Below are 12363 nucleotides of genomic sequence, written 5' to 3'. Positions count from 1 at the left end.
GATGCAGGCAGCCCTTCCCATGACGCTTGGCACGCTGGCGCTCGCCGCCTGTGCGATGCCGGGCGACACCACGGCCTCGATCGGCCCCCGGCATGCGCCGGAGGGTTACGGGGTTGTGGCCGGGCAGGGTGGTCTGGTTGTGACGCGACTGGCAACGCCGTTTGGCTATGCCGATGGCGCCGAGGCCAAGCGCGCAGCGAACGCCTATTGTCGCGGGGCCGGTGTGGCCTCCGGCCCCGAAGACAACTTTCAGGCAGCCGCCTGGATTTTCACGGGGGGCTGCGCATGAGCCTCTCGACCCAAATGACCGACTGCGCTTTGCGCGGAAACGCTAACTGACGGATTGTGACATGGCAGACCTCAGAAAACTGATTATCGACGGGCACGAAGTGGAGGTTGATCCCAACCTCACGCTGATCCAGGCCTGTGAGCAGGCAGGCATCGAGGTGCCGCGCTTCTGCTATCACGAGCGCCTGTCGATTGCGGGCAACTGCCGGATGTGTCTGGTCGAGGTCGTCGGTGGCCCGCCCAAGCCCGCCGCCTCTTGCGCGATGCAGGTCAAAGACCTCCGTCCGGGGCCGGAAGGCCAGCCGCCGGTGGTGAAAACCAACTCGCCGATGGTCAAGAAGGCCCGCGAAGGCGTGATGGAATTCATGCTGATCAACCACCCGCTTGATTGCCCGATCTGCGATCAGGGCGGCGAGTGCGACCTGCAAGACCAGGCGATGGCGTATGGCGTCGATTTCTCGCGCTACCGCGAGCCGAAGCGCGCCTCGACCGACCTGAACCTCGGGCCGCTGGTCGCAACCACGATGACGCGCTGCATTTCGTGCACCCGTTGCGTGCGCTTCACCTCGGAGGTTGCGGGCATCACCCAGATGGGTCAGACGGGCCGCGGCGAGGATAGCGAGATCGCGAGCTATCTGAACCTCACACTCGACAGCAACATGCAGGGCAATATCATTGATCTGTGCCCGGTTGGCGCGCTGACCTCGAAGCCCTACGCCTTTACCGCCCGTCCGTGGGAACTGACCAAGACCGAAACCATCGACGTGATGGACGCGCTTGGCTCGAACATCCGCGTCGACACCAAGGGCCGCGAAGTCAAACGCATCGTTCCGCGCAACCATGACGGCGTGAACGAAGAGTGGATTTCCGATAAGTCGCGCTTTGTGTGGGATGGCCTGCGTCGTCAGCGCCTTGACCGCCCCTATGTGCGCGAAAACGGCAAGCTGCGTCCGGCAACTTGGGCCGAAGCCCTGACCAAAGCCGCCGAGGCGATGAAGGGCAAGAAGGTTCTGGGGCTGGTCGGCGATCTGGCCTCGACCGAAGCGGCCTTCTCGTTGAAGTTGCTGGTCGAAGGTCTGGGTGGCACGGTCGAATGTCGCACCGATGGCGCGCGTCTGCCGGTTGGCAACCGCTCGGCCTATGTCGGCAATGCCTCGATCGAAGACATTGAAACCGCTTCGGAAATTATCCTGATCGGCACCAACCCGCGCAACGAGGCGCCGGTGCTGAACGCGCGTATCCGCAAGGTCTGGAACCGTGGCACGCCGATCAAGCTGATCGGTGAGGCGGCTGATCTGACCTACGATTATGAACATCTGGGCACCGACCGTGCGGCGCTTTCGAAAGCCTCTGCCGCCGAGGGCGCGCTGGTGATCGTGGGGCAGGCGGCGATCTCCGAGGCCGATGGCGAGGCCGTTCTGGCCCACGCGATGGCGCTTTCGGGGCGTATGCTGGTGCTGCACACGGCTGCTGGCCGCGTTGGCGCAATGGATGTGGGCGCTGTCACCGAAGGCGGGCTGAATGCCGCCGTGAACGGTGTCGAAGTGATCTACAACCTTGGTGCGGACGAGGTGGAAATCGCGCCCGCCTCCGAGGGTGGCCCCTTCGTGATCTACCAAGGCTCGCATGGGGATCGTGGTGCAAACCGCGCTGACGTGATCCTTCCGGCGGCGGCCTACACCGAAGAGAACGGTCTGTTCGTCAACACCGAGGGCCGCCCGCAGCTGGCCTTCCGCGCGGCCTTTGCGCCGGGTGAGGCGAAAGAGAACTGGGCGATCTTGCGTGCGCTTTCGGCTGAACTGGGTGCGACGCAGGGCTGGAACTCGCTTGCCGGCCTGCGTCAGGCGATGGTCGAGGCGGTGCCGCATCTGGCCCGTGTGGACGAAGTTGTCGTCAACGAATGGACCCCGGTTGCCAAGCGCGACATGGGGGCTGCGACCTTCCGCTCGGCAGTCAAGGACTTCTATCTCACCAACCCGATTGCACGCGCATCCGTGCTGATGGCCGAGCTTTCGGCCGCAGCCAAGGCCCGCGCAACCGGCGCGATGGCAGCGGAGTAAGACAACCCGATGTTCGCCAAAGCCCATCATAACGCGCTTGCACTGGCCACCTTGGCCGGTCTCGCCCTTGCCGGTTCCGGCGAGGCGGCGGGGCGTGCATCCGCGAATGAGGCACTGGCGAAGCCCGTCTATCGCGGGGTGGAGACGCGTCTGATCGACCTCGATCTGGTCAATCTGCGTGTCACCCTTGAAGGCGCGGGCGAGAGGGAAGACGACGTGGCAGCCTATGCTGCCTGCGCGGCGGCGCAATATGCGCTGATCCGCGGCTACGGCTTCGCGCGGCATATCCGCACGAATGTCGATCATGACGGAGAAACCTGGCGGGCGGATGCGGTTTATACCGTCTCGCCCGCTTTGCCGCGCGGCCTGCGCACCATCGACGCCGAAGTGACCGTCGATGACTGCGCCGACCGTGGCATACCAACGATTTGAGACAAAGGCGGTCTGAGGGACAACATGGCTGAGTTTCTGGCAACACCACTGGGCACGGCGCTCCTGATCCTTGTGCAAGGTCTGGGGATCATCGCATTCGTGATGATTTCGCTGCTGTTCCTCGTTTATGGCGACCGTAAGATCTGGGCGGCTGTCCAGATGCGTAAAGGCCCCAACGTCGTGGGCGCGTTCGGTATTCTGCAATCGGTTGCGGATGCGCTGAAATACGTCCTCAAAGAGATCGTCGTTCCGGCGGGCGCGGATAAGTTCGTGTTCTTCCTGGCGCCGATGCTCTCGATGACGCTGGCTATCGTGGCTTGGGCGGTTGTGCCCTTCAACGACGGCTGGGTGCTCTCGGACATCAACGTGGCGATCCTGTTCGTCTTCGCGGTTTCCTCGCTCGAGGTTTACGGCGTGATCATGGGTGGCTGGGCGTCGAACTCGAAATACCCGTTCCTTGGCTCGCTGCGTTCGGCGGCACAAATGATCTCGTATGAGGTCTCGATCGGCCTGATCATCGTCGGTGTGATTATCTCCACCGGCTCGATGAACCTGACCGCGATTGTCGAGGCACAGCGCGGCAACGTCGGCCTGTTCAACTGGTACTGGCTGCCGCACCTGCCGATGGTGGCGCTGTTCTTCATCTCGGCCTTGGCCGAGACCAACCGCCCGCCCTTCGACCTTCCCGAAGCGGAATCCGAACTCGTTGCGGGCTTCATGGTTGAATATTCCTCGACCCCGTACCTGCTGTTCATGGCTGGCGAATACATCGCGATCTTCCTGATGTGCGCGCTGATGTCGGTGCTGTTCTTCGGCGGCTGGCTCTCGCCCATCCCCGGCATCCCCGATGGTGTGCTGTGGATGGTCGGCAAGATGTGGGTCATGTTCTTCATGTTCGCGATGGTGAAGGCGATTGTGCCGCGCTACCGCTATGACCAACTGATGCGTATCGGCTGGAAGGTCTTCCTGCCGCTGTCGCTGGCCTGGGTGGTCATCGTCTCGTTCCTCGCGAAATTCGAAATTCTCGGCGGCTTCTGGGCCCGCTGGATGATTGGAGGCTGATCCATGGCGTTCGATTACGCACGCGCAGCGAAATATTTCCTGCTGGTGGACTTCATCAAAGGCTTTGCGCTTGGCATGCGCTATTTCTTTGCGCCGAAGCCCACGCTGAACTATCCGCACGAAAAAGGCCCGCTGTCGCCCCGCTTCCGTGGCGAACATGCGCTGCGCCGCTATCCCAACGGGGAAGAGCGCTGCATCGCGTGTAAACTGTGCGAGGCAATCTGCCCCGCGCAGGCGATCACCATCGACGCGGAACCCCGCGCGGATGGGTCGCGCCGCACCACGCGCTATGACATCGACATGACGAAATGCATCTATTGCGGCTTCTGCCAAGAGGCGTGCCCGGTCGATGCGATCGTCGAAGGCCCGAATTTCGAATATGCCACCGAGACCCGCGAAGAGCTGTTCTACACGAAAGAAAAGCTGCTTGAGAACGGGGCCCGCTGGGAGGCCGAGATCGCCAAGAATATCGAACTGGACGCACCTTACCGGTAAACCATGACCCAGGATTTCACGAAACTCTTTCAAACGATGATCGCGCAGAGCCAGGAGATGGCCCGCGCGATCAACCCGGCTTTGGAAAGTTTCAACGCCGCCGCCCTGGAAAAGATGATCCCGATCATGCCGAAAGACATGCTCGAGATGTTCTTCGGGCGGACCTTCAACCGCGATGGGCTGGATGCGCGCACGCGCTTTCTGGTGTCGATCGCGGGGATGGTGGCTTCGGGCGTGCAGGGCGATCCGCAACTGCGGCTGGCCATTCGCAACGCGCTTGAGGCGGGCGCAACCAAGCGGGAGATCGCAGAAGCGATTTTCCAGATGAGCATGTTCGGCGGGGTTCCCGCCATGACGCGCGCGCTTGATATTGCGCAAGGCGTCTTTGACGAAACGCAAGATTCAGGGTCCGAGAACCCGGGAGATAACGCATGACGGTGTTTGCTTTTGCCTTCTACCTCTTTGCCACCCTTGCGGTGGTTGCCGGCTTGATGGTGGTCGTGTCGAAGAACCCGGTCCACTCGGTTCTGTGGCTGATCCTCGCCTTCCTGTCCTCTTCGGGGCTGTTTGTCCTTCTGGGGGCGGAATTCGTGGCGATGCTGTTGATCATCGTCTATGTGGGCGCGGTCGCGGTGCTTTTCCTTTTTGTGGTGATGATGCTCGACGTCGATTTCACCGAGCTGAAGGGCCAGTTGGCGCAATACGCGCCGCTTGGTCTGCTGATCGGCGTGGTGATGCTGCTGCAACTGGGCGCGGCCTTTGGTGACTGGCACTCGGCCGAAGGGGCGGGCGGTCTGCATCAGGCGCCCATCGTGGACGGGCTGGAGAACACCGCAGCGCTCGGCCTCATCATGTATGACAAATATCTCTATCTCTTCCAGACCGCCGGTCTGATCCTGCTGGTCGCGATGATCGGCGCGATCGTGCTGACGCTGCGCCACCGCAAGGATGTGAAGCGCCAGAACGTGATCGCCCAGATGCACCGTGATCCGGCCAAGGCCATGGAAATGGTCGATGTGAAACCGGGGCAGGGGCTGTGATGAACCGCAAGAACAGAACGACGCAAACGATACGGGATTGGAACCCGGAGGGACAACGATGATCGGACTTGAACATTACCTTGGGGTGGCGGCGGCCTTGTTCGTCACCGGCATTTTCGGGATCTTCGTGAACCGCAAGAACGTGATCGTCATCCTGATGTCGATCGAGCTTATCCTGCTGTCGGTCAACATCAACATGGTGGCCTTCTCGTCCTACATGGGCGACTTGGTGGGGCAGGTGTTTACCATGCTGATCCTCACAGTGGCGGCCGCCGAGGCGGCGATTGGCCTTGCGATCCTCGTGGTGTTCTTCCGCAACCGCGGCACCATCGACGTCGAAGACGTCAACGTGATGAAAGGTTAAGAGCCGATGGAAAAGATCATCCTCTTCGCGCCGCTTGTTGGCGCGCTGATCGCAGGCTTCGGCTGGCGCTTCATCACCGAGAAAGGCGCGCAGGTTCTGACCACCGCGCTTCTTTTCCTGTCTTGCGCGCTGTCGTGGATGGTGTTCCTGTCCTTTGACGGCGTGACGCAGCACATCCATATTCTTGACTGGGTGCAGTCGGGCTCGCTTGATACCTCGTGGTCGATCCGTCTGGACCGCCTGACCTCGATCATGCTGATCGTGGTGACGACGGTGTCGGCGCTCGTGCACCTCTATTCGATGGGCTACATGGCCCATGACGACAACTGGGGCCACCACGAGAACTACAAGGCGCGCTTCTTCGCCTATCTGTCGTTCTTTACCTTCGCCATGCTGATGCTGGTCACTGCCGATAACCTTGTGCAGATGTTCTTCGGCTGGGAAGGCGTGGGCGTCGCGTCCTACCTGCTGATCGGATTCTACTATAAGAAGCCCTCGGCAAACGCGGCCGCGATGAAAGCGTTCATCGTCAACCGTGTTGGCGACTTCGGCTTCGCACTTGGCATCTTCGCGCTGTTCCTGCTGACCGACTCGATCGACATGGACGCGGTCTTCGCGAACGTGCCGCATCTGGCCGAAACCAACCTGCATTTCCTGTGGCGCGACTGGAACGCGGCCAACCTGATCGGTGTGCTGCTGTTCATCGGCGCGATGGGTAAATCGGCGCAGCTGATCCTGCACACCTGGCTGCCGGACGCGATGGAAGGCCCGACGCCTGTGTCGGCGCTGATCCACGCGGCAACCATGGTGACCGCGGGTGTGTTCCTCGTTTGCCGCATGTCGCCGCTTTACGAATATGCGGGCGACGCCAAGATGTTCATCACCTTCCTTGGTGCCACCACCGCGTTCTTTGCCGCGACCGTGGGCCTTGTGCAGAACGACATCAAGCGCGTCATCGCCTATTCGACCTGTTCGCAGCTTGGCTACATGTTCGTGGCGGCGGGCGTTGGCGTCTACTCGGCGGCGATGTTCCACCTGCTGACGCACGCTTTCTTCAAGGCGATGCTGTTCCTTGGCGCTGGCTCGGTCATCCACGCGATGCACCACGAGCAGGACATGCGCAACTACGGCAACCTGCGTAAGAAGATCCCGCTGACCTTCTGGGCGATGATGATCGGCACCTTCGCGATTACCGGCGTTGGTATCCCGCTTACCTCGATCGGCTTTGCGGGCTTCCTGTCGAAAGACGCGATCATTGAAAGCGCCTATGCGGGCACCGCTGGCGGCTACGCCTTCTGGATGCTGGTCATCGCGGCGCTGTTCACCTCGTTCTACTCGTGGCGCCTGATTTTCATGACCTTCTACGGCAAAGAGCGTGGCGACCATCATGCGCATGAACATGCCCACGAAAGCCCGCTGGTCATGACGCTGCCGCTTGGCGTTCTGGCGCTTGGCGCGATCTTCTCGGGGATGCTGTGGTATGGCTCGTTCTTCGGCGACCACCACAAAGTGACCGAGTTCTTCCATATGCCCGCTCATGAGGCGCAGGCAGCGGAAGGCGAACACGCCGCTCCGGCAGAGGGCGAACACGCCGCCGCTGGCACCGAGATGTCCTCGGGCGCGATCTACATGGCCGCTTCGAACACCGTGATGGACGACGCGCACCATGCCCCCGCCTGGGTCAAGGTCTCGCCCTTCATCGCGATGATCATCGGTTTTGCGACCGCGTGGCTGTTCTACATCAAGAGCCCGTCGCTGCCCGGCCGTCTGGCCGCGGCCCAACCCGCGCTTTACCAGTTCCTGCTGAACAAATGGTATTTCGACGAGCTGTATGACGCGATCTTCGTCAAGCCCGCCAAGGCCATTGGCCGGTTCCTTTGGAAACGCGGCGACGAAGATACCATTGATGGCGCCATTAACGGGGTCGCGCTCGGGGTTATCCCGCGGCTGACCCGCTTCGCTGGCCGGATCCAGTCCGGTTATCTCTTCCACTACGCTTTCGCGATGGTCATCGGCATCGTTGCGCTCATGTTCTGGGTCGTCCTGACCGGGGGGTCGAACTAATGGAAAACAGTCTTCTTTCCATCATCACATTCCTTCCCCTGGTGGTGGCAGCGGTGCTGGCACTTCTCCAGCGCGGCAGCGGTGAGGCAGCGGATCGCAACGCGAAATGGCTTGCGCTGGTGACGACCGTCGTCACCTTCCTGATCTCGCTGATCGTTCTGGTGAACTTTGACGCCTCGAACACGGGCTTCCAGTTCGTCGAAGACCGCGCGTGGATCATGGGCCTGCACTATAAGATGGGTGTGGACGGGATTTCGGTTCTCTTCGTGATGCTGACCACGTTCCTGATGCCGCTGACGATCGCGGCGTGCTGGGGCGTGACCAAGCGCGTGAAGGAATACATGATCGCCTTCCTCGTGCTGGAAGGGCTGATGATCGGCGTGTTTACCGCGCTTGATCTGGTGCTGTTCTATATGTTCTTCGAAGCTGGCCTGATCCCGATGTTCCTGATCATCGGTATCTGGGGTGGTCAGAACCGCATCTACGCGGCCTTCAAGTTCTTCCTCTACACCTTCCTCGGCTCGGTGCTGATGCTGGTGGCGATGATCGCGATGTATATCGACGCGGGCACCACCGATATGGTGACGCTGCTCCAGCACGAGTTCGCGACCGACAGTTTCTCGATCCTCGGCATTCAGGTCGTGGGAGGGATGCAGACGCTGCTGTTCCTGGCCTTCTTTGCCTCTTTCGCGGTGAAGATGCCGATGTGGCCGGTCCACACCTGGCTGCCCGACGCACACGTTCAGGCGCCAACCGCCGGTTCGGTTGTTCTGGCGGCTGTGCTGCTCAAGATGGGTGGATACGGCTTCCTGCGCTTCTCGCTGCCGATGTTCCCGGTGGGCTCGGACGTGATGTCGAATTTCGTGCTGTGGATCTCGGCCATCGCGATTGTCTATACCTCGCTGGTCGCACTGGTGCAGGACGACATGAAAAAGCTGATCGCCTATTCGTCGGTTGCCCACATGGGCTATGTGACGATGGGGATTTTCGCGGTGAACCAGCAAGGCGTTGACGGAGCGATCTTCCAGATGCTGAGCCACGGCTTCATCTCGGGCGCGCTGTTCCTCTGCGTTGGCGTGATCTACGACCGGATGCACACCCGCGAGATCGACGCCTACGGCGGCCTTGTCGCCCGTATGCCGGCCTATGCGCTGATCTTCATGTTCTTCACGATGGCGAACGTGGGCCTTCCGGGCACCAGCGGGTTCATCGGTGAATTCCTGACGCTGATGGGTATTTTCCAGACGAATACCTGGGTGGCGGCTGTTGCGACCTCGGGCGTGATCTTCTCGGCGGCCTATGCGCTGTGGCTCTATCGCCGCGTGGTCTTTGGCGACCTGATCAAGGAAAGCCTGAAAACGATCACCGATATGTCGGGCCGCGAAAAGGCAATCTTTGCGCCGCTCGTCGTGATGACGCTGCTTCTGGGTATCTACCCGAGCCTCGTCACTGACATCATCGGGCCGTCGGTCACGGCACTTGTTGAAAACTATCATGCAAGCCTGCCGGTCACCGAACTGGCACAAGCTGCTCACTGAGGGAGAAACCTAAGATGACTTCCGCTGATTTCTCCACCGTTCTGCCCGAGTTCCTGCTGGCGATCTTCGCGATGGGCGCGCTTCTGGGCGCGGTCTACATGGGCAAGGACAAGGTCGCCGGTGCTGTGCTTTGGGCCACGGTTGCGGTGCTGGTGCTGTTTGGCGCATGGGTCGGGCTTGGCGCGGGCGGCGACGCCCAGGCCTTTGACGGCCTGTTCATCAGCGACGCGTTCTCGCGCTTTGCCAAGGTGACGGTGCTTCTGTCGGCAGCCGCTGTGCTTGCGATGAGCGCGGATTACCTGAACCGTCGCGACATGCTGCGCTTCGAATACCCGATCCTGATCACCCTGTCGGTCATCGGCATGATGATGATGGTCTCGGCGGGCGATCTGATGTCGCTTTACATGGGGCTGGAGCTGCAATCGCTTGCGCTTTATGTGGTTGCCGCAATGCGCCGCGACTCTGCGCGTTCGTCGGAAGCAGGCCTGAAGTATTTTGTGCTCGGCTCGCTGTCGTCGGGGATGCTGCTTTATGGCGCCTCGCTGGTCTACGGCTTTGCGGGCACCACGCGCTTTGCCGACATCATCACCGTTGTCGAAGGTGGGCACCTGCCGGTTGGCGTGCTCTTCGGTCTGGTGTTCATGCTGGTCGGTCTGGCGTTCAAGGTCTCGGCGGTTCCGTTCCACATGTGGACGCCCGACGTTTACGAAGGGTCTCCGACGCCCGTCACCGCCTTCTTCGCGACCGCGCCGAAAGCGGCTGCGATGGCTTTGATCGCGCGTCTTGCCTTTGATGCCTTCGGTCAGGTGCCGGGCGAATGGGGGCAGGTGATCGGTGCTCTGGCTCTGGCCTCGATGTTCGTCGGCGCGATTGCTGCAATCGGTCAGCGCAACATCAAGCGCCTGATGGCCTATTCCTCGATCGCGCATATGGGCTTTGCGCTGCTCGGCCTGACGGCTGGCACGGCGCAGGGTGTCGAAGCGACGCTTCTGTATATGGCGATCTATGTTGCGATGAATATCGGCGCCTTTGCCTTCATCCTCTCGATGGAGCGTGACGGCCAGCCGGTGACCGACATCTCGGCGCTGAACATGTATTCGAAAAAAGAGCCGCTCAAGGCGCTGGCGATGCTGGTGCTGATGTTCTCGCTCGCCGGTGTGCCGCCGATGCTGGGCTTCTTTGCCAAATTCGCTGTGCTGAATGCGGCGCTTTCGGCGGGCTACGTCTGGATCGTGGCGCTTGGCGTTGTGGCTTCGGTGATCGGTGCCTTCTACTACCTGCGCATCGTCTTTTTCATGTATTTCGGCGAAGAGGGCGCGGGCGTCGAAACCCGTATGCCGGCGGTTCAATGGGGGCTTCTGATCGCGTCTGCGTTCGTGATGGTCTTTGGCGCGCTCAACCTCTTCGGTCTTGAAGGGGCGGCTCAGGCGGCGGCAGCGGCGCTTGTCAACTAAGGCAAATGACTGGCCCGAGGGTGTGGCGCGCCACATCCTCGAGGTCACCGACTCCACCATGATGGAAGCGGCCAGACTGGCCCCGCAGCTTGCGGGGCCAGCATGGATTCTGGCGCTTGAGCAAACTGCGGCGCGTGGGCGGCGCGGGCGGGAATGGAAGAACCCCAAGGGGAATTTCTCGGCTACGCTGGTGCTGCATCCGGCACATGGGCCGGAACGCGCGGCGCTCTATTCCTTTGTCGCCGCGCTGGCGCTGGAAGAGGCGCTGGCTTCGGTCGCAGGTCCGCACGCGCGGCTGTCGATCAAGTGGCCCAATGACGTGCTTCTGAACGGCGGCAAGATCGCGGGGATTTTGCTCGAAAGCCTTGGGGTGAACGGCAAGATCGACCATCTGGCGATTGGCGTGGGCGTCAATCTGGCGGAAGCTCCGTCCTCGGCCGAGGTCGAGGCAGGCGCGATGGCCCCCGTTAGCCTGCGCGGCGAAACCGGCGTCGAGATTGCCGCAGCCGATTTCCTGCCCTATCTCGCGCGGGCGTTTGCGAAATATCAGGCGCAGTTCGAAACCTATGGCTTTGCGCCGATCCGCACCGCATGGCTTGCGCGCGCCGCGCGCTTGGGCGAAACCGTCACCGCAAGGATGACGCGCGAAACCGTCGAAGGCCGCTTCGAGACCATCGACGAGAGCGGCAATATGATCCTTGTCACACCCGCCGGCCCGCGCGCAATCGCGGCGGCTGACATCTTTTTCTAAGGGGAGGGGCGGATGCTTCTCTGCATCGACTGCGGCAACACGAATACGGTCTTTTCGATCTGGGACGGCAAGGAGTTCCTGTCGACCTGGCGGATCGAGACCAACCACAAGCGCACGGCGGACGAGTATTTCGTCTGGCTCTCGACGCTGATGACCCTGAAGGGCATCAAGGCGACGATCTCGGAGGTGATTATTTCCTCGACGGTGCCGCGCGTGGTGTTCAACCTGCGCGTCCTCTCGAACCGCTATTTCGATTGCCGCCCGCGCGTGGTGGGCAAGCCCGAGTGCAAGCTGCCCGTCTCCCCCCGTGTCGATTTTGGCACCACGGTCGGGCCGGACCGTCTGGTGAATACCGTTGCGGGGTTCGACCGTTACGGCGGCGATATTATCGTGGTCGATTTCGGAACGGCCACAACCTTTGACGTGGTCGATACGGACGGCGCCTATATCGGGGGCGTGATCGCGCCCGGTGTGAACCTTTCGCTTGAGGCGTTGCACGCCTCGGCGGCGGCGCTGCCTCATGTCGACGTGACCATGCCCGAAAAGGCCATCGGCACCAACACCGTCGCCTGTATCCAGTCGGGCGTCTTTTGGGGCTATATCGGCCTGGTCGAAGGCATCGTGCGCCAGATCCGCATGGAACGTGACCGCCCGATGAAGGTGATCGCGACCGGCGGGCTGGCCGAATTGTTCAGCCAGGGCTTCGATCTGTTTGACAGTGTCGACTACGATCTTACCATGCACGGGCTGAAATTGATCCATGATTACAATAAGGGGCTAGAGGCGTGAGCGACAGGCTGATCTATCTTCCGCTC

13 protein-coding genes are annotated in these 12363 nt (G+C 61.4%); all 13 read left to right on the top strand.

Annotated elements, in window-relative coordinates; all coding sequences use genetic code 11:
* Position 1: 1 nt before the first annotated feature.
* A complete protein-coding gene (locus RYZ20_RS04090; protein ID WP_317670623.1) occupies positions 2 to 289 on the top strand; it encodes a hypothetical protein in 288 nt (95 codons plus the stop codon).
* A gap of 61 nt (positions 290 to 350) precedes the next feature.
* Positions 351 to 2348, top strand: coding sequence for an NADH-quinone oxidoreductase subunit NuoG (nuoG, locus tag RYZ20_RS04085; RefSeq protein WP_317670621.1), 1998 nt, complete (start codon positions 351 to 353; stop codon positions 2346 to 2348).
* 9 nt (positions 2349 to 2357) lie between these two features.
* The gene (locus tag RYZ20_RS04080; protein ID WP_317670619.1) at positions 2358 to 2780 is read left to right on the top strand and encodes a hypothetical protein; all 423 of its coding nucleotides are present in this window, start codon (positions 2358 to 2360) and stop codon (positions 2778 to 2780) included.
* A 24-nt stretch (positions 2781 to 2804) separates the two neighbouring features.
* Positions 2805 to 3842, top strand: a complete 1038-nt coding sequence (nuoH, locus tag RYZ20_RS04075; protein WP_317670617.1) for an NADH-quinone oxidoreductase subunit NuoH — start codon at positions 2805 to 2807, stop codon at positions 3840 to 3842.
* Between the two features lie 3 nt (positions 3843 to 3845).
* Entirely contained in the window at positions 3846 to 4337 is a 492-nt protein-coding gene (gene nuoI / locus RYZ20_RS04070; protein WP_317670615.1) for an NADH-quinone oxidoreductase subunit NuoI, read from the top strand.
* Between the two features lie 3 nt (positions 4338 to 4340).
* Positions 4341 to 4772, top strand: coding sequence for a carboxymuconolactone decarboxylase family protein (locus RYZ20_RS04065; protein ID WP_317670613.1), 432 nt, complete (start codon positions 4341 to 4343; stop codon positions 4770 to 4772).
* Positions 4769 to 5377: an NADH-quinone oxidoreductase subunit J gene (locus tag RYZ20_RS04060; RefSeq protein WP_317670611.1), complete on the top strand. Its 609-nt coding sequence runs from the start codon at positions 4769 to 4771 to the stop codon at positions 5375 to 5377. The genes RYZ20_RS04065 and RYZ20_RS04060 overlap by 4 nt, the downstream gene beginning before the upstream one ends.
* Before the next feature lie 58 nt (positions 5378 to 5435).
* Positions 5436 to 5741 (top strand): NADH-quinone oxidoreductase subunit NuoK, encoded by a 306-nt coding sequence (nuoK, locus tag RYZ20_RS04055; RefSeq protein WP_317670609.1) that lies wholly within the window; start codon positions 5436 to 5438, stop codon positions 5739 to 5741.
* 6 nt (positions 5742 to 5747) lie between these two features.
* Positions 5748 to 7805, top strand: coding sequence for an NADH-quinone oxidoreductase subunit L (gene nuoL / locus RYZ20_RS04050; RefSeq protein ID WP_317670607.1), 2058 nt, complete (start codon positions 5748 to 5750; stop codon positions 7803 to 7805).
* Positions 7805 to 9343: an NADH-quinone oxidoreductase subunit M gene (locus tag RYZ20_RS04045; protein WP_317670605.1), complete on the top strand. Its 1539-nt coding sequence runs from the start codon at positions 7805 to 7807 to the stop codon at positions 9341 to 9343. The genes nuoL and RYZ20_RS04045 overlap by 1 nt, the downstream gene beginning before the upstream one ends.
* A 14-nt stretch (positions 9344 to 9357) precedes the next feature.
* On the top strand, positions 9358 to 10797 hold the full coding sequence (gene nuoN / locus RYZ20_RS04040; protein ID WP_317670603.1) for an NADH-quinone oxidoreductase subunit NuoN: 1440 nt from the start codon (positions 9358 to 9360) through the stop codon (positions 10795 to 10797).
* Positions 10787 to 11548: a biotin--[acetyl-CoA-carboxylase] ligase gene (locus tag RYZ20_RS04035; RefSeq protein WP_317670602.1), complete on the top strand. Its 762-nt coding sequence runs from the start codon at positions 10787 to 10789 to the stop codon at positions 11546 to 11548. Before nuoN ends, RYZ20_RS04035 begins: the two co-directional genes overlap by 11 nt.
* A 12-nt stretch (positions 11549 to 11560) precedes the next feature.
* Positions 11561 to 12337, top strand: a complete 777-nt coding sequence (locus RYZ20_RS04030; RefSeq protein WP_317670600.1) for a type III pantothenate kinase — start codon at positions 11561 to 11563, stop codon at positions 12335 to 12337.
* Positions 12338 to 12363 lie beyond the last annotated feature (26 nt).

It is taken from the genome of Pseudothioclava alba (genome assembly GCF_033100795.1).
In the GTDB taxonomy this organism is placed as follows: domain Bacteria; phylum Pseudomonadota; class Alphaproteobacteria; order Rhodobacterales; family Rhodobacteraceae; genus Pseudothioclava.
Note: the sequence above shows the minus strand (reverse complement) of the source record. Positions and strands in the feature narration are given on the sequence as shown.

What these genes read in the sequence shown, in the direction of transcription:
- nuoK (WP_317670609.1), top strand. Translation starts at nt 5,436, where the DNA reads ATGATCGGACTTGAACATTACCTTGGGGTGGCGGCGGCCTTGTTCGTC.
- nuoN (WP_317670603.1), top strand. Translation starts at nt 9,358, where the DNA reads ATGACTTCCGCTGATTTCTCCACCGTTCTGCCCGAGTTCCTGCTGGCG.
- nuoG (WP_317670621.1), top strand. Translation starts at nt 351, where the DNA reads ATGGCAGACCTCAGAAAACTGATTATCGACGGGCACGAAGTGGAGGTT.
- RYZ20_RS04080 (WP_317670619.1), top strand. Translation starts at nt 2,358, where the DNA reads ATGTTCGCCAAAGCCCATCATAACGCGCTTGCACTGGCCACCTTGGCC.
- RYZ20_RS04065 (WP_317670613.1), top strand. Translation starts at nt 4,341, where the DNA reads ATGACCCAGGATTTCACGAAACTCTTTCAAACGATGATCGCGCAGAGC.
- RYZ20_RS04090 (WP_317670623.1), top strand. Translation starts at nt 2, where the DNA reads ATGCAGGCAGCCCTTCCCATGACGCTTGGCACGCTGGCGCTCGCCGCC.
- nuoH (WP_317670617.1), top strand. Translation starts at nt 2,805, where the DNA reads ATGGCTGAGTTTCTGGCAACACCACTGGGCACGGCGCTCCTGATCCTT.
- RYZ20_RS04045 (WP_317670605.1), top strand. Translation starts at nt 7,805, where the DNA reads ATGGAAAACAGTCTTCTTTCCATCATCACATTCCTTCCCCTGGTGGTG.
- RYZ20_RS04060 (WP_317670611.1), top strand. Translation starts at nt 4,769, where the DNA reads ATGACGGTGTTTGCTTTTGCCTTCTACCTCTTTGCCACCCTTGCGGTG.
- RYZ20_RS04030 (WP_317670600.1), top strand. Translation starts at nt 11,561, where the DNA reads ATGCTTCTCTGCATCGACTGCGGCAACACGAATACGGTCTTTTCGATC.
- nuoL (WP_317670607.1), top strand. Translation starts at nt 5,748, where the DNA reads ATGGAAAAGATCATCCTCTTCGCGCCGCTTGTTGGCGCGCTGATCGCA.
- nuoI (WP_317670615.1), top strand. Translation starts at nt 3,846, where the DNA reads ATGGCGTTCGATTACGCACGCGCAGCGAAATATTTCCTGCTGGTGGAC.